Origin of the sequence: Massilia phyllostachyos (assembly GCF_021044825.1) — a bacterium.
In the GTDB taxonomy this organism is placed as follows: Bacteria; Pseudomonadota; Gammaproteobacteria; order Burkholderiales; family Burkholderiaceae_D; genus Telluria; species Telluria phyllostachyos.
Genome location: NZ_JAJNOC010000006.1, coordinates 161,585 through 183,398 on the forward strand (window position 1 = coordinate 161,585; position 21,814 = coordinate 183,398).

21 protein-coding genes and 1 riboswitch are annotated in these 21,814 nt (G+C 67.5%); of the genes, 9 read left to right on the forward strand and 12 right to left on the reverse strand.

Annotated features, from left to right (window positions below; translation table 11 throughout):
* Window positions 1-98 precede the first annotated feature (98 nt).
* Window positions 99-1,808, forward strand: a complete 1,710-nt coding sequence (locus LQ564_RS18010) for a molecular chaperone HscC (RefSeq protein WP_231059635.1) — start codon at window positions 99-101, stop codon at window positions 1,806-1,808.
* A gap of 3 nt (window positions 1,809-1,811) precedes the next feature.
* Window positions 1,812-3,224, forward strand: a complete 1,413-nt coding sequence (locus LQ564_RS18015; RefSeq protein ID WP_231059498.1) for a hypothetical protein — start codon at window positions 1,812-1,814, stop codon at window positions 3,222-3,224.
* Here LQ564_RS18015 and LQ564_RS18020 read toward each other — a convergent pair whose 3' ends face one another.
* Window positions 3,225-3,938: an ion channel gene (locus LQ564_RS18020; protein ID WP_231059499.1), complete on the reverse strand. Its 714-nt coding sequence runs from the start codon at window positions 3,936-3,938 to the stop codon at window positions 3,225-3,227.
* Between the two features lie 85 nt (window positions 3,939-4,023).
* A complete protein-coding gene (locus LQ564_RS25915; protein ID WP_272492114.1) occupies window positions 4,024-5,628 on the reverse strand; it encodes a methyl-accepting chemotaxis protein in 1,605 nt (534 codons plus the stop codon).
* Window positions 5,629-5,893: 265 nt separating this feature from the next.
* On the opposite strand from LQ564_RS25915, the gene LQ564_RS18035 reads away from it, so the two are divergent.
* A complete protein-coding gene (locus LQ564_RS18035; protein ID WP_231059500.1) occupies window positions 5,894-6,970 on the forward strand; it encodes a S41 family peptidase in 1,077 nt (358 codons plus the stop codon).
* Window positions 6,971-6,973: 3 nt separating this feature from the next.
* Here LQ564_RS18035 and thiE read toward each other — a convergent pair whose 3' ends face one another.
* The 5 genes from thiE to thiC are packed head-to-tail and all read right to left on the reverse strand — an operon-like array spanning window position 6,974 to window position 11,264.
* A complete protein-coding gene (gene thiE / locus LQ564_RS18040; protein WP_231059636.1) occupies window positions 6,974-7,582 on the reverse strand; it encodes a thiamine phosphate synthase in 609 nt (202 codons plus the stop codon).
* 25 nt (window positions 7,583-7,607) lie between these two features.
* Window positions 7,608-8,351, reverse strand: coding sequence for a hydroxymethylpyrimidine/phosphomethylpyrimidine kinase (locus LQ564_RS18045; RefSeq protein ID WP_231059501.1), 744 nt, complete (start codon window positions 8,349-8,351; stop codon window positions 7,608-7,610).
* Window positions 8,351-9,136, reverse strand: coding sequence for a thiazole synthase (locus LQ564_RS18050; protein WP_231059502.1), 786 nt, complete (start codon window positions 9,134-9,136; stop codon window positions 8,351-8,353). Before LQ564_RS18050 ends, LQ564_RS18045 begins: the two co-directional genes overlap by 1 nt.
* Before the next feature lie 11 nt (window positions 9,137-9,147).
* Window positions 9,148-9,351: a sulfur carrier protein ThiS gene (gene thiS, locus LQ564_RS18055; RefSeq protein ID WP_231059503.1), complete on the reverse strand. Its 204-nt coding sequence runs from the start codon at window positions 9,349-9,351 to the stop codon at window positions 9,148-9,150.
* Complete coding sequence (gene thiC, locus LQ564_RS18060) at window positions 9,351-11,264, reverse strand: phosphomethylpyrimidine synthase ThiC (protein WP_272492116.1); 1,914 nt, start codon at window positions 11,262-11,264, stop codon at window positions 9,351-9,353. The genes thiS and thiC overlap by 1 nt, the downstream gene beginning before the upstream one ends.
* 67 nt (window positions 11,265-11,331) lie before the next feature.
* Window positions 11,332-11,435, reverse strand: a riboswitch (TPP riboswitch).
* Between the two features lie 90 nt (window positions 11,436-11,525).
* Here thiC and LQ564_RS18065 point away from each other — a divergent pair.
* Window positions 11,526-14,324 carry a valine--tRNA ligase gene (locus tag LQ564_RS18065; protein ID WP_231059504.1) on the forward strand — a complete coding sequence of 933 codons (2,799 nt, stop codon included), beginning with the start codon at window positions 11,526-11,528 and terminating at the stop codon, window positions 14,322-14,324.
* A gap of 208 nt (window positions 14,325-14,532) precedes the next feature.
* Here LQ564_RS18065 and LQ564_RS18070 read toward each other — a convergent pair whose 3' ends face one another.
* Complete coding sequence (locus LQ564_RS18070; protein WP_231059505.1) at window positions 14,533-15,258, reverse strand: hypothetical protein; 726 nt, start codon at window positions 15,256-15,258, stop codon at window positions 14,533-14,535.
* 30 nt (window positions 15,259-15,288) lie between these two features.
* Entirely contained in the window at window positions 15,289-15,483 is a 195-nt protein-coding gene (locus LQ564_RS18075) for a hypothetical protein (protein ID WP_231059506.1), read from the reverse strand.
* Between the two features lie 194 nt (window positions 15,484-15,677).
* On the opposite strand from LQ564_RS18075, the gene LQ564_RS18080 reads away from it, so the two are divergent.
* From LQ564_RS18080 to LQ564_RS18100, 5 genes are all read left to right on the forward strand, one after another.
* The gene (locus tag LQ564_RS18080) at window positions 15,678-16,127 is read left to right on the forward strand and encodes a DUF2147 domain-containing protein (RefSeq protein ID WP_231059507.1); all 450 of its coding nucleotides are present in this window, start codon (window positions 15,678-15,680) and stop codon (window positions 16,125-16,127) included.
* A gap of 19 nt (window positions 16,128-16,146) precedes the next feature.
* Window positions 16,147-16,515, forward strand: coding sequence for a VOC family protein (locus LQ564_RS18085; RefSeq protein WP_231059508.1), 369 nt, complete (start codon window positions 16,147-16,149; stop codon window positions 16,513-16,515).
* Window positions 16,516-16,547: 32 nt separating this feature from the next.
* The gene (locus LQ564_RS18090; RefSeq protein ID WP_231059509.1) at window positions 16,548-16,889 is read left to right on the forward strand and encodes an SMR family transporter; all 342 of its coding nucleotides are present in this window, start codon (window positions 16,548-16,550) and stop codon (window positions 16,887-16,889) included.
* A gap of 90 nt (window positions 16,890-16,979) precedes the next feature.
* Entirely contained in the window at window positions 16,980-17,459 is a 480-nt protein-coding gene (locus LQ564_RS18095) for a hypothetical protein (protein WP_231059510.1), read from the forward strand.
* A gap of 304 nt (window positions 17,460-17,763) precedes the next feature.
* Window positions 17,764-18,222, forward strand: a complete 459-nt coding sequence (locus LQ564_RS18100) for a hypothetical protein (protein ID WP_231059511.1) — start codon at window positions 17,764-17,766, stop codon at window positions 18,220-18,222.
* Here LQ564_RS18100 and LQ564_RS18105 read toward each other — a convergent pair.
* From LQ564_RS18105 to LQ564_RS18115, 3 genes are read right to left on the reverse strand one after another with little or no spacing between them, the layout of a single operon-like run.
* On the reverse strand, window positions 18,189-18,794 hold the full coding sequence (locus tag LQ564_RS18105) for a response regulator transcription factor (RefSeq protein WP_231059512.1): 606 nt from the start codon (window positions 18,792-18,794) through the stop codon (window positions 18,189-18,191). The genes LQ564_RS18100 and LQ564_RS18105 overlap by 34 nt on opposite strands.
* Entirely contained in the window at window positions 18,791-19,903 is a 1,113-nt protein-coding gene (locus tag LQ564_RS18110; protein ID WP_231059513.1) for a sensor histidine kinase, read from the reverse strand. The genes LQ564_RS18105 and LQ564_RS18110 overlap by 4 nt, the downstream gene beginning before the upstream one ends.
* A 21-nt stretch (window positions 19,904-19,924) precedes the next feature.
* Window positions 19,925-21,721 carry a CIA30 family protein gene (locus tag LQ564_RS18115; protein ID WP_231059514.1) on the reverse strand — a complete coding sequence of 599 codons (1,797 nt, stop codon included), beginning with the start codon at window positions 21,719-21,721 and terminating at the stop codon, window positions 19,925-19,927.
* Between the last annotated feature and the right edge of the window lie 93 nt (window positions 21,722-21,814).

The following is a 21,814-nucleotide window of genomic DNA, read 5'->3' on the forward strand; positions in this document are numbered from 1 at the left end:
GGGCCTACCCATGTCGTATAAAAGAACACCGACCCGATCAATACTCCTGACTTCCCGGTAATATCGTCCGATTCATGTGCATGCAAATGAGGGAAGCGATGATCGTCGGGATCGACCTGGGCACCACCAACAGCCTGATCGCGGTGTGGGAAAACGGCGCCCCGCGCCTGATCCCGAACAGCCTGGGCGAGGTGCTGACGCCATCCTGCGTCAGCGTCGACGAGGACGGCAGCATCCTGGTCGGACGCGCCGCGCGCGAACGCCTGCAGACCCACCCGCAGCACAGCGCCGCCAACTTCAAGCGCCTGATGGGCAGCGACAGGACGATCTTCCTCGGCAAGCGCGCATTCCGGCCCGAAGAGCTGTCGGCGCTGGTGCTGCGCTCGCTGAAGGAAGACGCCGAGGCCGCGCTCGGCCACCCCATCGAGGAAGCCGTGATCACCGTGCCGGCCTACTTTTCCGACGCCCAGCGCAAGGCCACCCGCGCCGCCGGCCAGCTCGCCGGCCTGAAGGTCGAGCGCCTGCTCAACGAACCGACCGCCGCCGCCCTGGCCTACGGCATCCACCTGCGCGAGGGCGAATCGAAATTCCTCGTGTTCGACCTGGGCGGCGGCACCTTCGACGTCTCGGTGCTCGACCTGTTCGAGGGCGTGATGGAAGTGCGCGCCTCGGCCGGCGACAACCACCTGGGCGGCGAGGATTTCGTCACGGTGCTGGTCGAGCGCTTTTTCGAGACCACGGAGGCGCCCGCCTCCCTGCGCCACGACGCCGCCTTCATGCAGCGCCTCGCGGCGCAGGTGGAACTGGCCAAGCGCGCCCTCAGCGACGGTCCGCAGGCCGAGATCGTGGCCGGCGACGGCCGCCAGGATTACCGGATGACGCTCGACGAAGCCGCGCTGGAAAAGGCCTGCGCGCTGCTGCTGGCGCGCCTGCGCAGCCCGGTCGAACGGGCGCTGCGCGACGCCAGCCTGCCGCTGGCGGAGCTGGACAACATCGTGCTGGCGGGCGGCGCCACCCGCATGCCGATCGTGCGGCGCATGGCGGCGCGCATGTTCGGCCGCTTCCCGTCCTGCGACATCAATCCCGACGAAGTGGTGGCGCTCGGCGCGGCGGTGCAGGCGGGGCTCAAGATGCGCGACGCGGCGCTGGACGAAGTCGTGATGACCGACGTCGCGCCCTACTCCCTCGGCGTGGCCACCACCGTGCGCATCGGCGGCGACCACTTCTCGCACGGCCACTTCGACCCCATCATCGAACGCAACACGGTGGTGCCGGTCAGCCGGGTCAAGCGCTACTTCCCGATCCGCGACGACCAGCAGGTGATCGAACTGCTCGTGTACCAGGGCGAGGCGCGCATGGCCAGCGACAACATCAAGCTCGGCCAGCTCGAGGTACGGATGCCCGCCGCCGCCCACGAGCACGGGGTCGACGTGCGCTTCACCTACGACGTCAACGGCCTGCTGCAGGTCGAGGCGACGGTGGTCGCGACCAAGGAGGTGCATGCGCTGGTCATCGAAGGCAATCCGGGCCTGCTCACCGAGCAGGAGATCGCACGGCGCTTCGTCGCGCTGTCGGAACTGAAGATCCACCCGCGCGACCGGATCGAGAACCGCACCCTGCTGGCGCGCGCCGAGCGCCTGTACCAGCACCTGCGCGGCATGCCGCGCGAGCAGCTGGGCCGCGAGATCACCGGCTTCGAGACGGCGCTGGAGTCGCAGGATGCGCGTACGATCGCGCCCGCCGCCAAGGCCTTCCGCGAGGTGGTCGACTACTTCGACCATCAGAGCTTCCTGCTGCCCGACGCCTGAGGCATGGACACCACCCACGATTTCCTCGAACTGCTCGAGCTCGACGAGGGCGCCGAGGAACGCGACATCCGCCGCGCCTATGCGCGCAAGCTCAAGCGCATCGACCAGGAAGCCGATCCGGACGCCTTCCAGGCGCTGCGCAGCGCCTACGAGGTGGCGCTGGACTGGGCGCGCTGGAAGCTGGCGCAGGACGCCGCAGACGCGCCGCCCGCCGCGGCCGACAGCGTCGTGCAGGAAGCGCCGCCGGCAGCGCAGGAGCCGGCGCCGGAGCCTGAGCCCGAACCGGAACCACCCGAAGCCATGCGCCTCGGGGGCGAGGTCTTCGGCCGCCTGGGAAACAGCGCCAAGGAGTTGACCGAGTGGGGCAAGCTGGGCGACGTCGAGGCATGGCGCGCGGCGATCGAGGCGCGCTTCGGCGACGAGGAACTGGTCAACATCGACGCCCGCATCTACTTCGAGGCCTTCGTGGCCTCGATGCTGGCCAACGGCTGGCGCCAGGGGCACGAGGCGCTGTTCGTGGCGGCGAAGGAAGCCTTCGCCTGGGACGGCGACCGGCGCCGTCTGTGGCAGCTGGGGCAGGCCGGCCGTTTGCTCGACCAGGCGATCGAAGAGCGCCACGTCTTCCATGCGCAGCCGGGGAATGAGCAGGTCCGCATGCGCGAACTGGCGAAGATGCTGCGTTCGGAAGGGCTGCCCGCCAGGCGCGAGATACTCAAATCGATGCGCGATGCCGAGCGCATGCTGGCGCGCTTCCCGGCGCTGATGGCGATCGTCACCGATATGGGGAATGTGGAGCGCTGGCGCGCCATCTACCGGGAGGCCGGCGGCAAGCCGATCGATCTCGATGCCGAGGACGCCGTTACCGCGCCCGCCGGGCCGCAACGCACCTTCAGCACCTGGCAGGGCGTCGTGCTGTTCCTGGCGCTCAGCGCAGTGCTGCGCGCCGTATTCAACCATTCCGGCGGGGAGCAGGACGCGGGCCGCGGCGGCATCCCGCCAACTCTCCAGCAGGCGCCCGGGCAGACAACGTTCGGCCCTATCGTGCCGCCGGTGCGCGATCCACGGCTGCCAAAGGCGGGCGGCGCTGAGACCCTGGTGAAAGAGCAGCCTGTCTTCGAAGCCGAACTGCTCGCCCATTTGCCGCCGATCCGCTTCGTTCCGTCTCCCGATGCAAAGCAAGGCAGGTACAGCGGAAAGTACCGGGTCTATCTGGACTTCGACGGCAAGGTAAATAGTGTCACCACGATCCAGCCTTCCGGCGACACCCGGCTCGACCGCACCATCCACCTGGCCTTCTGGGCGAGCAAGCCTTTCCCGGGCGGATTCAGAAGCTTCGACTTTAGCTACACGACCGAGATCATTCGCACGCCGGCCGGCCTGTCCACGACGCCTCCCGAGACCAGCATCGAAGACTGATCAGTCGCGCTCCCACGGCTCGCGCGGCGCATTCGGATGGCGCCGCATCACCTTGCCCTGGGTGGTGAAGCCGATCAGGCGCGCCACCACCGCCGCCAGGTACATCACGCCGACCAGCATCTCGACGCTGCACAGGGCGCGCGCGTGGGTGGTCAGCGGAATCACGTCGCCGATGCCGGTGCTCGACAGCAGCGCGAAGCTCAGGTAATTCAGTTCGCTCCAGGTGCGCGGCGCGCCGGCGTTGACAGCGGCCGCGAACGTGTTCGGATGCAGTTCCTGCACCATCAGGTAGAGATGGGTGAAGGCCCAGGCCAGCAGGGTAAAGGTCGAGGCGGCGGCGAACAGTTCGTCGGTGGTGGCCTGGCGGTCGCCCATCATGTAGGCGATCAGGCTGCCGGCCGCGTAGAAGTAGAACAGCGCTTCCAGACCCGAGGACCAGGGCAGCAGCTGGGGACGCAGGTCGAACAGGGTCTGCAGCGCCAGCAGCGCGATGATCGGCACGGCGAGGGCGATGCTGACCCGGGTCTCGCCGGGCGTGCGGCGCACCATGCGGATCGTCAGCGACAGCACCACCACGCCGAACACATTGAACACCGCATGCCCGGCCGGCTCGCCCTCGATGAAGGGATACAGCAGCATGCCGGCCAGCTGCACCAGCAGCAGGAAGGCGGAAGGATGGCGGCGGGAGTGGATGAGCAGGCGCTTCGGTCGCATCGTCGTCTTGGTCGTCGGATCAATACGGCTATTGTATGCAAAGTCCTGTCCGTCCCTCGCGCTGGAGGGACGCGGGGCGCAGCGATCAGGCGGCGTGGGCGATGGCGCGCCGCGGGGAGCGCGCGGCCGGCGCCGGGGCGCCTTCGGCCAGTACGAACACCGCCACCAGCGCCTGCAGGCGCGCGGCTTCTTCCTGCATGGCCTCGGCGGCGGCGGCGGCCTGCTCGACCAGCGCGGAATTCTGCTGGGTCACCAGGTCCATCTGCGCGATCGCGCCGTTGACCTGCTCGATGCCCTCGCTCTGCTCGGCGGTCGCGGCGCTGATCTCGGACACCACGTCGGTGACCCGGCGCACGCTCTCGACCACCTCGCGCATGGTGGCGCCGGCTTGCGCCACCAGCGCGCTGCCCGAGTCGACCCGCTCGCTGGAGGCGCCGATCAGCGCCTTGATTTCCTGCGCCGCCGCGGCCGAGCGCTGGGCCAGGCTGCGCACCTCGCCCGCCACCACCGCGAAGCCGCGTCCCTGCTCGCCGGCGCGCGCCGCTTCCACCGCCGCGTTCAGGGCCAGGATATTGGTCTGGAAAGCGATGCCGTCGATGACGCCGATGATGTCGACCACGCGGCGCGAGGCTTCGTCGATCGCGCCCATGGTCCCGACCACCTGCTCGACCACCTCGCCGCCGCGCAGCGCCACGCTGGACGCGGCCGCGGTGAGGCCGTTGGCCTGGCGCGCATTGTCGGCGGTCTGGCGCACGGTGGAGGTCAGTTCTTCCATCGACGAGGCGGTTTCCTCGAGCGAGGACGCCTGCTGTTCGGTGCGACTCGACAGGTCCTGGTTGCCGGCATGGAGTTCGCCGGACGCGGTGGCGATCGTCGCGGTCGCGCTGCGCACCTGGCTGACGATGCCGGCCAGGCTGTCGCGCATGCGGCTGATCGCGAACAGCAGGCTGCGCTCGTCGCCTTCGCGCAGGTCGATCCGCACCGCCAGGTTGCCGCCGGCGATCTGGCCGGCCAGCTGCGCCGCGTAGGCCGGCTCGCCGCCGAGCTGGCGCAGCAGGCCGCGCGTGATCAGGACGGCGGCCGCGGCGCCGAGCAGCAGCGCCAGCGCGCCCAAGGTCAACATCGCATTGCGGCCCAGCGCATAGGTCTGCTGGGCGGCGTCGTAGGTGGTCTGCATGCTGCCGCCGTGGTGTTCGATCAGTTCGTTGGAGGCGATGAACACGGCGCTTTGCAGCTTGCGCGCGGGGCCGAGCAACTGGGCGATGGCGGCATCGCGTTCGCCGGCGGCGTGCAGCTTCAATATGCCGTCGATCGCGCCGATGTACCGGGCATAGGCCGCGCGGTAGGCCTGCAGCTTGCGTACGCCCTCCTCGGAATGTGCGGTCGCCGCCAGCTTCGCGAACATCTCCTCGGTTTCCTTGCGCGCGGTGGCGATCGCCGCGAAGTTCTTCTTGTCCGCTTCAGGTTCGCTCAAGAGCAGCAGGTCGCGCACGGTGCGCGCGGTTCGGTTGATGCGGTCGGCCAGGTTCTGCGCCAGCACCACCTTCGGATAGGCCTCCACCGCCATCGAGCGGGTGCCCTCGTTCAGGCTGGCGAGCTGCTTGATGCCGAAGGCGATCACGGCCAGCAGCATGAGCAGCACGAGGGCGAAGCCCAGCGCCAGGCGGGTGCCCACCTTGGTTTGTTTCATTGTCGATTCGGGGGATATGGCTTGCATGGCAATGCGGGACGCATAAAAGAAATGTCACAGGATTATATATTTTGCGCCATAGCAAGAAACAGTCTTTACAACCCTGTTTGTCTCCCAGCCGCAACGTACGACCCGTGAGTCGATTGCCACTTCCAAGTCATTATTCATAAAACATAAGTAGTTATATTTTCCATTTGATGGAAATTTTTTATGCTATCCTCAATCCGCATCTTGACCAACCGCGTACCACAATCAAAGGAAAAAAATGAAAAAGAAATGGATTGTCATACCGTCCTTGCTGCTGCTGAGCGTCATTGGCGCCGCTGCCACCGTACCGCTGTGGCGTCCCGTGGCCGATCGGGTCTGGCCGCAGCCGGAGGTGATCGTCGACAGTGCGATGCGGACGAAAACAGTCGATACGCTGGTGGCGAGGCTGAACAGTCACTACGTTTTTCCCGACAAGGCCAAGCAGATCGAAACCGTGCTGCGCCAGCGCCAGCAAGCGGGCAAGTATGACGGGATCACGGATGGCAAGCAGCTGGCCATGCAGCTCACGGATGACCTGCATGGCGTCGCCCGCGACCTGCACATGACGGTGGGGTTCAGCCCGAGGCCCGTGCCGCCCGACCGGGTCGGGCCGCCGCCGGAGACGAAAGCGGAGTGGGAGCGGCAGGCCCCCTTCGTCGCACGCGTGATGGCGCGCTTCTCGAACCTCGGCGTGGAAAAGGTCGATCACCTGGCTCCCAGGATCGGCTACCTGCAGTTGTCCGGTTTCCCGCCCCATTTCCTGATGCTCGAGAAGTACGCGGCGGCGATGGACGAACTCGCCGATACCGATGGCCTCATCGTGGACCTGCGCGACAACGGCGGCGGCGGGCCGCAAACGGTGGCCCTGTTGGTCAGCTATTTCGTCGACGGCCGCACCCGCCTCAATGACATCTGGGACCGCGAAACCGGCGCCTCCATCCAGCACTGGACCCTGGACAAACTCGACGGAAAACGCTACGGCGGCAAGAAGCCGGTCATGATCCTGGTCGGCCCGGACACGATGTCGGCCGGCGAAGACTTTGCCTATACCATGCAGGCGCTGAAGCGTGCCACAGTCATCGGCGAACCCACCTGGGGCGGCGCCCATCCCGCACGCCCGTTCCGCCTGGGCGAGCATTTCTATGCCGTGATCCCGAGCCGCCGCACGATCAGCCCGATCACCAACAGCAACTGGGAAGGTACGGGCGTCATCCCGGACATCGCGGCGAAGCCGGACCAGGCGCTCGAGATGGCCAGGGACCTGCTGCAGCGCCGCTTGCAGGGTGGCGCCGCGCTCGCCGCTGCGGGACAGTAAGCGTCAGGCGAACAGCGCGGCGAAGCGGCGCGCCGCGCTGGCCGGATCCGGGTCGCCATAGACGCTCGTGATGGCGGCCACCATATGAGCACCACGCCTTGCCAACGGCTCGGCATTCGCCGGCGTCATGCCGCCGATGACGACCAGCGGCAGTTGCGACGCGGCGCGCCAGGTGTCGACGATGTCGGGCGCGGTCACGAAGCTGTACTTCTTGACCGGCGAGGGATAGAAGCCGCCGAAGGCCACGTAGCTGGCGCCGTCCTGCTCCGCCGCGCGCGCCGGATCCAGCTCGCCATAGCAGGACGCGCCGACGATCTTGCCCGGTCCGAGGATGAAGCGCGCCTGCGCGATCGAGGTGTCGGCGCCGCCCAGGTGCACGCCGTCGGCATCGAGTGCGCGGCACAGGTCGAGGTGGTCGTTGATGACCAGGGGCCGGCCGTAGCGGCGGCACAGCGCCAGCAGGGCCGCGCCCTGCTCCTGCCGCAGTTCCGGGCTCGCTTCCTTGTGGCGGTACTGCACCAGGGCGGCGCCACCCCCAAGCGCCGCTTCGGTGGCGGCGAGCAGGCGGTCGGTGTCGTCCCAGTCCGGCGTGACCAGGTAGAGTCCTCGCAAGTCGTGTGGTTTCAAGGCTGTCCTTTCAATGGATGTGCAGGATGCGGCGCGGGATGCGCTGTCCCGGCGCGATGGAAATGGCGTGCGCCAGCGTCAAGTGGCAGTAGTCCTGGGCGTACTCGAGCGCCTCCTTCATGCCCTCGCCCAGGGCCAGGCGCGCCGCGATGCTTGAGGCCAGGGTGCAACCGCTGCCGTGGTAATCGTGGGGCAGGCGCGGCAGGCGCCAGGCCTGTTGTTCGACACCAGCGCGCAGCCAGCGGTTGACGATGACGTCGCCCTCCCCGTGCCCGCCGGTCACCAGCACGTGCTCGCACGGGATGGGGCCGAGCGCCGCGGCTTCCGGCAGGTTGGGCGTGACGAGCGTCGCCAGCGGCAGCAGCTCGGCCAGCGCCGCCAGGGCATTGCCCCTGCCGAGCGCATCGCCATGGCCGCTGGCCAGCACCGGGTCGAGCACCACCGCCAGCCCCGGCCTGGCCGCGCGCAGCCGCTGCAGCAGCTGCGCGATCGCCGCCGCGTTCTCGCGGCTGCCGGGGATGCCGATCTTGACCGCGTCGATGCGGCAGGTGTCGATCAGCGCCACGGCCTGGCGCGTGACCAGGCCCGGGTCGACCGGCCGCACCTCGTGCACCCGGTTGTTGTCCTGCACCGTGAGCGCCGTCGCCACCGGCAGCGCGTGGCCGCCGAGGGCGCCGATGGCGGCGATATCCGCCGCCAGGCCGGCGCCCCCGCCCGGGTCGAGCCCGGCGAACACCAGGACGTTCGGGACCATCAGGTCGCCAGGCCTTCTTTGGGCGACGAGGGCGAGGCCATGAAACGCTTCGGCATGCGGCCCGCCAGGTGTGCTTCGCGGCCGGCGATGACGGCATGGCGCATGGCGCGCGCCATCCGCACCGGGTCGCGCGCGGCGGCGATCGCGGTGTTCATCAGGACGCCGTCGCAGCCCAGCTCCATCGCGATGGCCGCATCCGACGCCGTGCCGACGCCGGCGTCGACCAGCACCGGCACCGTGGCCTGCTCGATGATGAGCGACAGGTTCCAGGGATGCAGGATGCCCATGCCCGAGCCGATCAGCGAGGCCAGCGGCATCACCGCGACCACGCCGATCTCCTGCAGGATGCGGGCCTGGATCGGGTCGTCGCTGCAGTAGACCATCACGTCGAAACCGTCGCGCACCAGCGTTTCGGCCGCCTTGAGTGTTTCCGGCATCTGCGGGAACAGGGTCTTCTCGTCGCCCAGCACTTCCAGCTTTACCAGCTTGCGGCCACCGAGCAGCTCGCGCGCCATCTGCAGGGTGTAGACCGCGTCCTTGGCGGTGTAGCAGCCGGCGGTGTTGGGCAGGATGGTGAATTCATCGGGCGGCAGCACGTCCAGCAGGCTGGGCGCGTTCGGGTCCTGGCCGATGTTTACGCGGCGGATCGCCACGGTGATGATCTCGGCGCCGGCGGCCAGCGTCGCTGCGCGGGTCTGTTCAAGGTCACGGTACTTGCCGCTGCCGACCAGCAGGCGCGAGGCGTACTGGCGCCCGGCGATGGTCAGAAAATCAGTATCAGTCATTGTCGTCTCCTTCACCCGCCACCGATGGCGCGCACGATGTCCACTTTGTCTTTCGCCTGCAACCGCCGCCCCGGCCACTGCTGGCGCGGCACCACTTCGCGGTTGACCGCGACCGCCACCGCCTGCCCCCCCAGGCCGAGCTGGCCGGCCAGCTCCTGCAGCGAGGCCCCGCTGGGCAGCAGGTAGGGCGAACCGTTCAATTCGACTTCCAGCATCACAGCTCCCGGTACAGTTTCGCGCCGCCGCGCACGAACTCGATCGCCTTTTCCTGCATCCCCTGCGTGAGCGCCGCGTCTTCCGCCACGCCGCTGGCGGCCGCGTACTCGCGCACCTCCTGGGTGATCTTCATCGAGCAGAAATGCGGGCCGCACATCGAGCAGAAGTGCGCCACCTTGGCCGAATCCTTGGGCAGGGTCTCGTCGTGGAAGGCGCGCGCCTTGTCCGGGTCCAGGCCCAGGTTGAACTGGTCTTCCCAGCGGAATTCGAAGCGCGCTTTTGAAAGCGCGTTGTCGCGCAGCTGGGCGCCGGGGTGGCCCTTGGCCAGGTCGGCCGCGTGGGCGGCGATCTTGTAGGTGATGATGCCGTCCTTGACGTCCCCCTTGTCGGGCAGGCCCAGGTGCTCCTTCGGGGTCACGTAGCACAGCATGGCGGTGCCGTACCAACCGATGGTGGCGGCGCCGATGCCGGAAGTGATGTGGTCGTAGCCGGGCGCGATGTCGGTGGTGAGCGGGCCCAGCGTGTAGAACGGCGCTTCGCTGCACTGTTCCAGCTGCAGGTCCATGTTCTCCTTGATCAGGTGCAGCGGCACGTGGCCGGGGCCCTCGATCATGGTCTGGACGTCGTGCTTCCACGCGATCTGGGTGAGTTCGCCCAGGGTCTTGAGTTCGGCCAGCTGGGCCTCGTCGTTGGCGTCGTAGATCGAGCCGGGACGCAGGCCGTCGCCCAGGCTGAAGGAGACGTCGTAGGCCTTCATGATCTCGCAGATCTCCTCGAAGTGCGTGTACAGGAAGGATTCCTTGTGATGCGCCAGGCACCACTTGGCCATGATCGAGCCGCCGCGCGAGACGATGCCGGTCAGGCGCTTGGCCGTCATCGGCACGTAGGCCAGGCGCACGCCGGCGTGGATGGTGAAGTAGTCGACGCCCTGCTCCGCCTGTTCGATCAGGGTGTCGCGGTAGATCTCCCAGGTCAGGTCCTCGGCCTTGCCGTTCACCTTTTCCAGCGCCTGGTAGATCGGCACCGTCCCGATCGGCACCGGCGAATTCCGGATGATCCATTCGCGCGTCTCGTGGATATGCTTGCCGGTGGAGAGGTCCATCACATTGTCCGCGCCCCAGCGGATCGCCCACGTCATCTTCTCGACCTCTTCGCCGATCGAGGACGTGACGGCCGAGTTGCCGATGTTGGCGTTGATCTTCACCAGGAAGTTGCGGCCGATGATCATCGGCTCGACTTCCGGGTGGTTGATGTTGGCCGGGATGATGGCGCGGCCGCGCGCGACTTCGTCGCGCACGAATTCGGGCGTGATCTCTGGCGGGATGCTGGCGCCGAAGGACTGGCCCGGATGCTGGCGCGCCAGCAGGCTGGCCACACGCGCGCCCATCGGGCCGGAATCGACCAGCGAAGCGATGTACTCCTTGCGGCGCAGGTTCTCGCGCAGGGCGATGAATTCCATCTCGGGCGTGACGATCCCCTGGCGCGCGTAGTGCATTTGCGTGACGTTGCGGCCCGCTTTCGCGCGGCGCGGGGTGCGCTGCAGTTCGAAGCGCAATGCCCTCAAGGCCGGATCCTGCAGGCGCGCCTTGCCGTATTCGGACGTGGGGCCGGACAGTTCTTCGGTGTCGCCCCGTTCCAGGATCCAGGGCAGGCGCGGCGTGTTCAGGCCGCGGCGCACGTCGATCGACGCCGCCGGGTCGGTGTAGGGGCCGGAGGTGTCGTAGACGAACAGCGGCGGATTGGCCTCGCCGCCGAAACTGTCGGGTGTCGGGGATTGCGAGATCTCGCGCATCGGCACGCGGATGTCGGGCCGGCTGCCTTCGATGTAGACCTTGCGCGAGTTGGGGAAGGGTTCGATCGCCGCCTGGTCGACCATGGCGGTCGCGGCTTCGAATTTGAGTGGTGCGTTCATGTGGCTCCTTTGCGGAGCCAGCAAAGGAGTGTGCCAGCGACGGACGGGCAGGCGCACCCGCGCCCCGGCCATCTTCTGACTGCTTCCCTTCGCTGGCATTATCCAGATCAGGTTCGGAGGGTATTTCTCACCCGTGTCGCTGATGCGACAACAGGACCCCTAGCGTGTGCTGCGCCCGGCCTGGCCGGGTGCAGCGGGCGGATTATAGCGTCCATCTACTCTATAATGGTTCTTTTCGCATAAATTTTTACGCCACCAATCATGGAACTTGCCAAGTCTTTCGAGCCAGCGGACATTGAACAACACTGGCGCACCGAGTGGGAACAGCGCGGCTACTACACCGCCAGCATGGAAGACGGCAAGCCGTCGTTCAGCATCCAGCTGCCGCCGCCGAACGTGACCGGCACCCTGCACATGGGCCATGCCTTCAACCAGACCGTGATGGACGGCCTGACCCGCTACTACCGCATGCGCGGCTATAACACCGCCTGGGTCCCGGGCACCGACCACGCCGGCATCGCCACCCAGATCGTGGTCGAGCGCCAGCTCGACGCCCAGAAGATCTCGCGCCACGACCTGGGCCGCGACGCCTTCATCGAGAAGGTCTGGGAGTGGAAGGAAAAGTCGGGCAGCACCATCACCGGCCAGATGCGCCGCATGGGCACCTCGCCCGACTGGCAGCGCGAATACTTCACGATGGACGAGCCGCGCTCGAAGACCGTCACCGAAGTCTTCGTGCGCCTGTTCGAACAAGGCCTGATCTACCGCGGCAAGCGCCTGGTCAACTGGGACCCGGTGCTGGGCACGGCAGTCTCCGACCTGGAAGTCGACTCGCAGGAAGAAGACGGCTCGATGTGGTACATCCAGTACCCCCTGGCCGACGGCTCGGGCCACCTGACGGTCGCCACCACCCGTCCTGAAACCATGCTGGGCGACGTCGCCGTGGCGGTCGATCCGACCGACGAGCGTTACACCCACCTACACGGCAAGCTGCTCACGCTGCCGCTGACGGGCCGCCAGATCCCGGTGATCGCCGACAGCTACGTCGACAAGGAATTCGGCACCGGCTGCGTGAAGATCACGCCGGCCCACGACTTCAACGACTACGCGGTCGGCCAGCGCGCCGGCCTTGCGCCGATCAACATCTTCACGCTCGACGCGAAGATCAACGAGAACGGCCCGGCGCCCTACCAGGGCCTGGACCGCTTCGCCGCGCGCAAGCAGATCGTCGCCGACCTCGAAGCGCAGGGCCTGCTGGAGCAGGTCAAGCCGCACAAGCTGATGGTCCCGCGCGGCGACCGCACCAACGTCGTGATTGAGCCGATGCTGACCGACCAGTGGTTCGTCGCCATGAGCAAGCCGGCGCCGGAAGGCACCTTCAATCCGGGCAAGTCGATCACCGAGGTCGCGCTGGAAAAGGTCGCCAGCGGCGAGATCAAGTTCGTGCCCGAGAACTGGAGCACCACCTATAACCAGTGGCTGGGCAACATCCAGGACTGGTGCATCTCGCGCCAGCTGTGGTGGGGCCACCGCATCCCGGCCTGGTATGGCGAGAACGGCGAGATCGTCGTCGCCCGCACGGAAGAGGAAGCGCAGGCCAAGGCGGCCGCGCAAGGCATCACCGGCGCCCTGCGTCGCGACGACGACGTGCTCGATACCTGGTTCTCGTCGGCCCTGGTGCCCTTCTCGACCATGGGCTGGCCGGAACAGACGCGCGACATGTCGATGTTCCTGCCGTCCTCGGTGCTGGTGACCGGCTTCGACATCATCTTCTTCTGGGTCGCCCGGATGGTGATGATGACGGCCCACTTCACCGGCAAGGTGCCGTTCGAGACCGTGTACGTGCACGGCCTGGTGCGCGATTCGCAGGGCCAGAAGATGTCGAAGTCGAAGGGCAACACGCTCGACCCGATCGACCTGATCGACGGCATCGACCTCGAGTCGCTGGTCGCCAAGCGCACCACCGGCCTGATGGACCCGCGCGCCGCGGAGAAAATCGCGAAAGCCACCCGCAAGGAATTCCCGGAAGGGATCCCGGCCTTCGGCACCGACGCCGTGCGCTTCACCATGGCGAGCTACGCTTCCCTCGGCCGCAACATCAACTTCGACCTGGGCCGCTGCGAAGGCTATCGCAACTTCTGCAACAAGATGTGGAACGCGACCCGCTTCGTGATGATGAACACGGAAGGGAAGGATTGCAGCGCGCCGCAGCCGGAAGACTTGTCGCCCGCCGACCGCTGGATCATCTCGCTGATGAACCGCGCCGAGCTGGAAGTCGCGAAAGGCTTCGCCGACTACCGCTTCGACAATATCGCGAGCGCCATCTACAAGTTCGTCTGGGACGAGTACTGCGACTGGTACCTGGAACTGGCCAAGGTCTCGGTCCAGCAGGGCACCGAAGCGCAGCAGCGCGCCACCCGCCACACCCTGCTGCGCGTGCTGGAAGTCGTGCTGCGCCTGGCGCACCCGATCATCCCGTTCGTGACAGAAGCGCTGTGGCAGGCGATTGCGCCGCTGGCCGGCAAGACCGGCGACACCATCATGCTGCAGCCGTATCCTTTGGCCGACACGTCGCTGGTGAGCGAGGAAGCCGAGGGCTGGATGGAGCAGCTGAAGGCGCTGATCGACGCGACCCGCAACCTGCGCGGCGAGATGTCGCTGTCGCCGTCGGTGCGCGTGCCGCTGATCGTCGAGCCGGGCAATGATGAGGACCGTGCCCGCATGGCGGTGTTCGCGCCCTACATCCAGGCGCTCGGCAAGCTGGCCGAGGTGCAGATCGTCGACGCGCTGCCGGAATCGCCGGCCGCGGTGTCGATCGTCGGCACCACCAAGCTGATGCTGAAGGTCGAGATCGACCCGGCCGCGGAACGCGAACGCCTGTCGAAGGAGATCGCGCGCCTGCAGGGCGAGATCGCCAAGGCGAGCGGCAAGCTGTCGAACGAAAGCTTCGTTGCGCGCGCGCCGGCCGCGGTGGTCGAGCAGGAGAAGGAACGCGTGGCGAACTTCTCGGCGACGCTGGCCAAGATGCAGGAACAGCTGGCCAAGCTGCCGGCGGCGTAAGCTTCGGCGCTCGACAGGAACGCGGCTTCGGCCGCGTTTTTTTTATGACGTAACGCGTGCAGCCGTTGTAGGGTGGGCGGTCCCTCCGCCCACGCGTTCAAAAACACGGTGATTACACACGCCGCGGCAAATCACCCGATGCTTGAACGCGTGGGCGCGGGAGCGCCCACCCTACGGGCCTCGGCAACGGCATGGACCTCGGCAGCGTTTATTTGTCGGCGGGTTGGGCGCTGCGCAGCCGCTCCAGGGCCGTCACGACCACCTTGTGCACCGCCGCGCAATCGAGCTTCGCCATCTCGCGCATGCTCATGGTCTTTCCCACTTCCTCCGCCACCAGGTAGCCCAGGTAGTAGGCGCGCCGCGCCGGCAGCCCCGTGTCGTCGCCGCGGCGCTGGAACAGGCCGGCCACGGCGTCGCCGTCGGTGCGGTCCAGTTTCGCCAGCAGGTCGTCCAGCGCGCGCCGCAGTTGCCGGCGGGTGTCGGGCACCAGGCCGTGCGGCAGGTCGAGCAGCAGCTCGGCGTCGCTCGCCTGCGGATTCAGGCGCTTGGAGACGTAGGTCGCCAGCCCCTCTTCCCAGACCCCGGCCCAGACCGGACCGCCGCTGCAGTTCAGCGCCTGGTAGTCGTGGAACAGCTCGTGGTGGAAGAAGGCGGCTTCGTCGCCGTCGCCATGGGCCTGCACCATCACGTCGGCGCCGAAGATGAAGTAGTTCTTGCCGTCGAAGGTGCGGGTGCCGCCATCCATCTCGCCGAGCGAGTGCAGGAACCAGATGTCGGTGCCGGCGGCGTAGTCCGGGAACGCGGCGCGGAAGGTGGCGATGTGGCGCGGCAGGTCCTGGGTGAAGCTGGCCACCTTCTTGAGGTAGGCGGCGCGGATCGCGGGGAAGCCGGCAAAGGCCTTGGCAAGCTGGGTGTCGCGCTCGGCCTCGGTCACCTTGTCCCCGTAGCGCTGGCGTCCGTAAAACTACGGGAAGCGCGGCACGATCGTCGCCTTGAAGTCCGCGACCGCGGCGTCAGGCTTGCCGGCGTTGCGGTCGGCCACCTGCTGGAAGGCGCTCGCCAGGTCGAGCACTTTCATCGTCAAGGCCGGTTCGGCGGCGCGGGTGGATGGGACGGCGCATGCGGCCGACAGCAGGATCAGGGAGGCAAGGCGTTTCACGGCGGGCGGGCTTTCCAGGCGAAACCGGCATTGTATCGGCGCGGGGACGAACCAAAAGTCACCGACTGTCACCGGGGTGTGACGCCGGCGCCGGGCGCTGTTGCGATTCGAAGGATTCTTCGGATTCCGCGCTCCACTTGGCCAAAAGGGTTTGCTACACTCTGCCATACCAATAACGACTCTGGAGACCCAAGATGCGACACCTGATGAAGGCCGGCCTGATTGCACTGACGCTTGCGCTGCCGATGGCCGCGATGGCGCAGAACGCCTCGCCGGTGGGCGTGTGGAAGACGATCGACGACGAGACCGGCAAACCGAAATCGCTGGTGCGCATCAGCGAGGAAGGCGGCGCGCTGACCGGCAAGATCGAGAAGCTGTTCCGCCCCGCGGACCAGGACCAGAACCCGAAATGCACCTCCTGCGAAGGCGCGCGCAAGGACCAGCCGATCATCGGCATGACCATCCTGTGGGGCCTGAAGAAGGACGGCAACGAGTACTCCGGCGGCCAGATCCTCGACCCGGCCAAGGGCAAGGAATACAAGAGCAAGCTGACCCTGAAGGACAACGGCAGCAAGCTCGAAGTGCGCGGCTACATCGGCGCGCCGATGTTCGGCCGCTCGCAGACCTGGGTCCGCGAACAGTAACCGGCAAGGGGCGGCCGCCATGATCCGCAAGCATATGTACGTGCTGGCCGTCCCCGACCTCGATCGCTCGGCCGGTTTCTACCGCGACGTGCTGGGCTTCACCGTCCACGAGATGGGCGACCCGGGCTGGCGCATGTTCGAACGCGACGGCTGCCGCATCATGGCCGGCGCCTGTCCGCACGCCCTGCCCGCCGCCCAGCTGGGCGACCACGGCTGGTTCGCCTACCTCGAAGTCGACAACGCCGACGCCTGGCACGCCCGCGCCGCGGCCTGCGGCGTCGAGATCACCAAGGCGCTCGCCGACGAGCCCTGGGGCATGCGCGAATTCGGCCTGCGCACCGTCGACGGCCACCGCATCATGATCGGGCACGCCCTGCCCGAGGGATGATGGGTGGGGCCTGCGCCCTGTATCATGGACGCATGACCCAGACCCAAGCCTACCTCTATCTCGCCTTCGCCATCGGCGCCGAAGTGATCGGCACCACGGCGCTCAAGGCCTCCGACAGCTTCACCCGCCCCTGGCCCAGCCTGCTCACGGTCGGCTGCTACGCCCTCTCCTTCTACCTGCTGACCTTCAGCCTGCGCGTGCTGCCGACGGGGATCGCCTATGCGATCTGGTCCGGGGTCGGCATCGTGCTGATTTCCGTGATCAGCTGGGTGGTCTACCAGCAGCGCCTCGACCTGCCGGCCATCGCCGGGCTGGGCCTGATCATTGCCGGAGTTGCCGTCATCAACCTGTTCTCCAAAAGCGTCGGACATTAAAGCCAATCCAACTGCGCGCCAACAAACTTGCCATTCCGATATCTTCTCATTTACTGCTGAGTTCACCATCGCATAACGAGAAAGGTCCCCATGCTCTTCCTGCGTCTTGTCTGCCTGCTCGCCGGTTTCCTGGTGCTGCTGGCGCCACCGGCCATGCTCTACCCGACGGGCGCATCCGCCAAGGAATTGATCCCGGCCGCCGGCATGCTGGCCGCGCTGCTGCTGGCCGCCGCCGGCTTCTTCTTCGTCGCCCTGACCGGCCACCGCATCCGCCGCTCGCCCGTCCTGCAGCGCCTGTGCGCCCTCCTGATGGCTGCCCCCTTCCTGGCCGGCGCCGCCGCCCTGTGGAACGCCGCCACCCCGACCGCCCTGTGGATGAGCGGCCTGCTGCTGGGCTTCACGCTGATCGTCACCGCGATCCTCGCCTACCCCCTCCTGCAAGGCCCCAGCCCCCGCCGCCTCCGCGCCCGCGAAACCCACCAGCGCCGCCACCACCCCCTCGAACCCCAATTGGGGTCAGAGTTGAATTATTTGCCACTATCCCACCATCATCAGGCGTCGAGCAATTGATCTTCACACGAACCAATTGATCTGAAGACCGTACCCAATAATTTGACTCTGACCCTAATTGGGTTGGCTGGAAAGCGGCGCAACCCTAATTGGGGTCAGAGTCGAATTATTTGCCAAGAACCCTGCATCAACTGAGGTCAAGCCAGGTTTCTTAAAATCGGGACATAACCTGGAAGATGTTGGCGAATAATTCGACTCTGACCCCAATTGGGGTTTGGAGCGCCTGTGGGTTGGGCTCCGGGACGGGCGCGACTGTGCTATCGTCGGGTCGTGTCCGGCCTGCGTGTTTCGCTTCCAGCTAACGATGAGCGTTCCGAATCCGGCGCGGCCTGTCGTGCGGGGGCGCGCCTTGCGTTATCTTCGATTGATCAGCCTGTTCGCGGGCGTGCTGGCGCTCATCCATCCGCCGCTGCTGCTGCGTTCCATTGCGCATTTGATCCCGGATATGGCGGAGCCCTTCGTCATGCTGGGTGGGATGGTGCTGGCGGCGGGCGGGTATTTCGTGATCGGCTTGGCGGGGCATCGCATGCGGCGTTCGCCGGAGCTGCGCTCGCTGGCGGCGCTGTTGATGATGATGCCGTTCGCGGCCAGCGCCACCGTGGTCTGGCATGGCGGCAGCAGCCCGACCCTGCTGCGCATCTGCGGCTTCCTGATGGCCTTCACGCTGGCGCTCTACATGACCTTCATTTATCCGCTCATGCACACGCCGAAGCAGCGCCAAAACAAGGACTACAGCCAGCCGGCGTCGCGCGCCATCCGGTAGGCTTCGACGCGGTTGCCGGCATTCAGTTTGCTGATCGCCTCGGACAGGTAGTTGCGCACCGTGCCTTCGGACAGGTGGACCTGGCGCGCGATGTCCGAGCTGGAGCGCCCTTCCCCGGCCAGGCGCAGCACCTGCCGTTCGCGTTCGGTGAGCGGGTCGGCGCCGCCGCTCCAGCTTTCCAGCGCCAGTTCGGGCGCGATCGCGCGGCCGCCGCCGTGCACCACGCGGATCGCGGCGGCCAGGGCGTCGACCGGCGCATCCTTGAGCAGGTAGCCGCGCACGCCCGCCTCCAGTGCGCGCCGCAGGTAGCCGCTGCGCCCGAAGGTCGTCACCACGATCACCCGCGCCGGCGAACGCTCTTCCTTCAGCTGGGCCGCCAGTTCGAGGCCCGTCATCAAGGGCATCTCGATGTCGGTCAGGACGATGTCCGGCGCCAGGCTTGCGCACAGGGCCAGCGCTTCGCGGCCGTTGGTGGCGGCGCCGACCACCTCGAAGTCGGGTTCGAGACGCAGCAGCGCGGCCATGGCGCCGAGGACGAGGGTCTGGTCTTCGGCCAGAAGGATGCGGATCATGCGGAGGCTCCGAGAGGGATGCGCAGTTCGAGTTCGAGCCCGGCCTGCGCGCGCAGCGCCAGCCGGCCGCCGACCGAGGCCACGCGCTCGCGCATGCCGGTCAGGCCGTTGCCGTGCTTGAGGTCGGCGCTGCTGCGCGCGCGGCCATCGTCGGCGATGCGCAGCACCGCCATGCCATGTTCGAGCGCCAGCGAGACGCTGCAGCGCTTCGCGCCCGCATGGCGCACCACGTTGGTGACGGCTTCGCGCAGCGCCAGCGCGACGACGTTCTCGGCCGCCGGCGCGAGCGTGAAGCGCTCGACCTGCTCGTCGAAGACGACGTCGGCGGCGGCCAGGCTGGCGCGCGCGCTGGCGAGGGCCTGGGCCAGGCCGCTTTCGCGGTAGCCGGTGACGGCGGCGCGCACCTCGGCCAGGGCCTGGCGCGCGCTGCGTTCGATGTCGGCGACCTCGCTCGCGCAGGCATCCGCATCGCGGTGGACGAGTTTACGCGCCAGTTCCGCCTTCAGCGCGATCAGGGACAGCGAGTGACCGAGCAGGTCGTGCAGGTCGCGCGAGATGCGTTCGCGCTCGGCGATGGTGGCCATGTGCTCGACCTCTTCCTGCTTGCGTAGCAGCTCCTGGCGCGAGCGGCGCAGGCGCGCATCCATGATGGTGCCGATGCCGACCGGGATGCCGCCGGTAAGGAAGGGCATCAGGAAGATGAAGCGCATCTGCGCCTGCGGCACCAGGATCGAAGCCAGCACGCCGGCTGCGATCACGGCCAGCATCGCCAGCACGGCGCGCCGCAGGTGGACGATGCGGCCCGCCATGGCGCAGGCGAAGATGAAAAAAGTGGCGGCGCCGACGTTCCAGCGCGCCCAGGCTGTGCCGATCAGGCAGCTCGCCGCCATGCAGGCGACGACCTGCCAGCCGCGCGCCCAGTAGCTGGCCAGGTACAGCGGCACGAAGGCGAGCACGGTGAGCGCGAGCAGCGCCAGTTCCAGCGCGCCGGGTGCGATGTAGATGTACTTCCAGCCCATGTAGCCGAGGCTGAGCAGCCAGAAGTACGGCATCCTGCCGTGCTCGGGAGGCAGCCACGGTCCTCTCAAAAGCTGCGTGATCCGGTTCATTGGGCGGTCGTCCAGAAGGGGTCAGCGGTCCAGCAGGCGCACGTCGGCGATCTCGAGATGGTAGTCGCCCGGCTGAGGTCCGGCATTGAATCCTAACATGGTGACGGCCGAGGAATCGATGCCTTTCAGCTCGCTGAAGGCGACCGTGACCTCGGTCCATTCCGGCCCCGCCGTGAAGCGCTTCGCGCCCGGGACCTGCACGCCCTGCGACATCGCCATGAACTGGTAGGACTTGCCGTCGCCGCGCACCTTGAAGCGCACCACCTTGGCCGCGCTCAGGTCGGCCGGCTGCATCGGCTGGGCAGCCGGCATGAAGGCGACCCCGGCCCAGGCGAAGGGCAGTCCCGGGTCGACGGTCGCATCGATGGCGAGCGGGACCTGGCCGTCGGGCAGCGCCGGCTGCACCGTCAACTTCACGGTCGATTTGCCGCCGGCGAAGCTGTCGGTAGAGGCGCTCCATCCCAGGCCGAAGGGGCTGCCGAGGCGTTGGTCGCTGAACTGGCTGATGCGGCCGTCCGGCGGCAGCGCCTGGCCCCTGGCCTGCGCCGCTGCCGCCGTGGCCTTGGCTACCTTGTCGCGCTGGCCGTCGCGCAGGCCGCTGGCGCTCTCGCCGTCCTTCCAGACTTCGACGATATGACGGGTGGTCCTGATGTCGGCGGCGGGATTCCCTTCGACCAGCAGCAGGTCGGCCTTGTAGCCGGCGGCGATGCGGCCGCGCCGGCCCAGCTTGAAGACCCTCGCCGGCACGCTGGTGGCGGCCGCCAGCGCCTGCACCGGAGTCAAGCCGGCGTCGACCAGGGCCGCCACTTCGCGGTGCATGCTGACGCCGTACTGGGTGCCCGGATTGCCGGCGTCGGTCCCGGCCAGCACCGGCACGCCGGCCTTGACCAGGGCCGCCGCCACCGCCTTCGGCGCCGCCAGCAGCGCCGGACGCGCGTCCTGCCCGTAGCGCGCCTTCAACGGGGCTTGCGCATCCTTGTCGAGCAGCGCGGCCAGGGACGGATCGGCCAGCAGGTCGTCGCCGCGATAGCCCGCCATGCTCTCGAGGACGGCGAAGGTCGGGATCACGAACGCGCCCCTGGCACGCGCCAGCTTTGCCAGGCCTTCCACATCGGCCGACTCGGCGGGGAACAGGTGCACCAAGCCGTCGGCGCCGGCCGCCAGCACATCGCGCGCATCCTTCTCGGTGCCGATGTGGACCACCGCCATCTTGCCGCGCTTGTGGGCGGCGTCGATCACCGCCTTCGCCGTGGCCAGGGACAGCGGCTTGAAGCCGTAGCCGCCCTCCATCACGATCTTGATGAAGTCCGAGCCCTCGGCGATGCGCGCGTCGACGAAGGCCTGCGCCTCTTCCGGCTTGCTGATGGTGGGGATCGGGATGCCGAACTGGGTGCCGTGGCCGCCCGGCGCGGTCACCAGGGTGCCGGCCGAGAACAGGTCGGCGTGCGTGTGATCGCGGCCCTCGGCCATCGCCTGCTTGGCCTGCTTCATCATCGTGACGTCGGTGAACATGTCGATCTGGGTGGTCACGCCGAACAGCACCGGCAGCTCGTGGAAGCGGAAGGCATGGGTGTGGGCGTCGATGAAGCCCGGCAGCAGGGTGCGGCCCTGGCCGCTCACGATGCGCGCGCCGCTGGGGACCGCGCCACGATAGTTTGCATCGACGATGACGCCCTTGTCGAACAGGACCGAGCGCTGCGCGTGCACGCGCTCGCCGTCGAAGACGCGCACGTCCTTGACCAGGGTGGGTGCGGCGTGCGCGGATGCGGCCAGCAGGAGTGCGGCGGCGTACAGGGCTTTCAGGACGGTGGTGTGCATGCGTTCCTCGCATTGGTTGGTGTATGCAGCCAGTATCCGGAAAAGGCGATGGCGCCTGTAGAAGCAGGCGCCATCGATTTCACATGACAACTG

Bases quoted from the DNA above. Each gene is read 5' to 3' on its own strand.
- LQ564_RS18105 (WP_231059512.1), bottom strand. From the start codon at position 18,794: ATGATCCGCATCCTTCTGGCCGAAGACCAGACCCTCGTCCTCGGCGCC.
- LQ564_RS18080 (WP_231059507.1), top strand. From the start codon at position 15,678: ATGCGACACCTGATGAAGGCCGGCCTGATTGCACTGACGCTTGCGCTG.
- LQ564_RS18115 (WP_231059514.1), bottom strand. From the start codon at position 21,721: ATGCACACCACCGTCCTGAAAGCCCTGTACGCCGCCGCACTCCTGCTG.
- LQ564_RS18095 (WP_231059510.1), top strand. From the start codon at position 16,980: ATGCTCTTCCTGCGTCTTGTCTGCCTGCTCGCCGGTTTCCTGGTGCTG.
- LQ564_RS18035 (WP_231059500.1), top strand. From the start codon at position 5,894: ATGAAAAAGAAATGGATTGTCATACCGTCCTTGCTGCTGCTGAGCGTC.
- LQ564_RS18065 (WP_231059504.1), top strand. From the start codon at position 11,526: ATGGAACTTGCCAAGTCTTTCGAGCCAGCGGACATTGAACAACACTGG.
- LQ564_RS18015 (WP_231059498.1), top strand. From the start codon at position 1,812: ATGGACACCACCCACGATTTCCTCGAACTGCTCGAGCTCGACGAGGGC.
- LQ564_RS18090 (WP_231059509.1), top strand. From the start codon at position 16,548: ATGACCCAGACCCAAGCCTACCTCTATCTCGCCTTCGCCATCGGCGCC.
- LQ564_RS18085 (WP_231059508.1), top strand. From the start codon at position 16,147: ATGATCCGCAAGCATATGTACGTGCTGGCCGTCCCCGACCTCGATCGC.
- thiS (WP_231059503.1), bottom strand. From the start codon at position 9,351: ATGCTGGAAGTCGAATTGAACGGTTCGCCCTACCTGCTGCCCAGCGGG.
- LQ564_RS18050 (WP_231059502.1), bottom strand. From the start codon at position 9,136: ATGACTGATACTGATTTTCTGACCATCGCCGGGCGCCAGTACGCCTCG.
- LQ564_RS18010 (WP_231059635.1), top strand. From the start codon at position 99: ATGATCGTCGGGATCGACCTGGGCACCACCAACAGCCTGATCGCGGTG.
- LQ564_RS25915 (WP_272492114.1), bottom strand. From the start codon at position 5,628: ATGAAACAAACCAAGGTGGGCACCCGCCTGGCGCTGGGCTTCGCCCTC.
- LQ564_RS18100 (WP_231059511.1), top strand. From the start codon at position 17,764: ATGAGCGTTCCGAATCCGGCGCGGCCTGTCGTGCGGGGGCGCGCCTTG.
- thiC (WP_272492116.1), bottom strand. From the start codon at position 11,264: ATGAACGCACCACTCAAATTCGAAGCCGCGACCGCCATGGTCGACCAG.
- LQ564_RS18110 (WP_231059513.1), bottom strand. From the start codon at position 19,903: ATGAACCGGATCACGCAGCTTTTGAGAGGACCGTGGCTGCCTCCCGAG.
- LQ564_RS18020 (WP_231059499.1), bottom strand. From the start codon at position 3,938: ATGCGACCGAAGCGCCTGCTCATCCACTCCCGCCGCCATCCTTCCGCC.
- LQ564_RS18045 (WP_231059501.1), bottom strand. From the start codon at position 8,351: ATGGTCCCGAACGTCCTGGTGTTCGCCGGGCTCGACCCGGGCGGGGGC.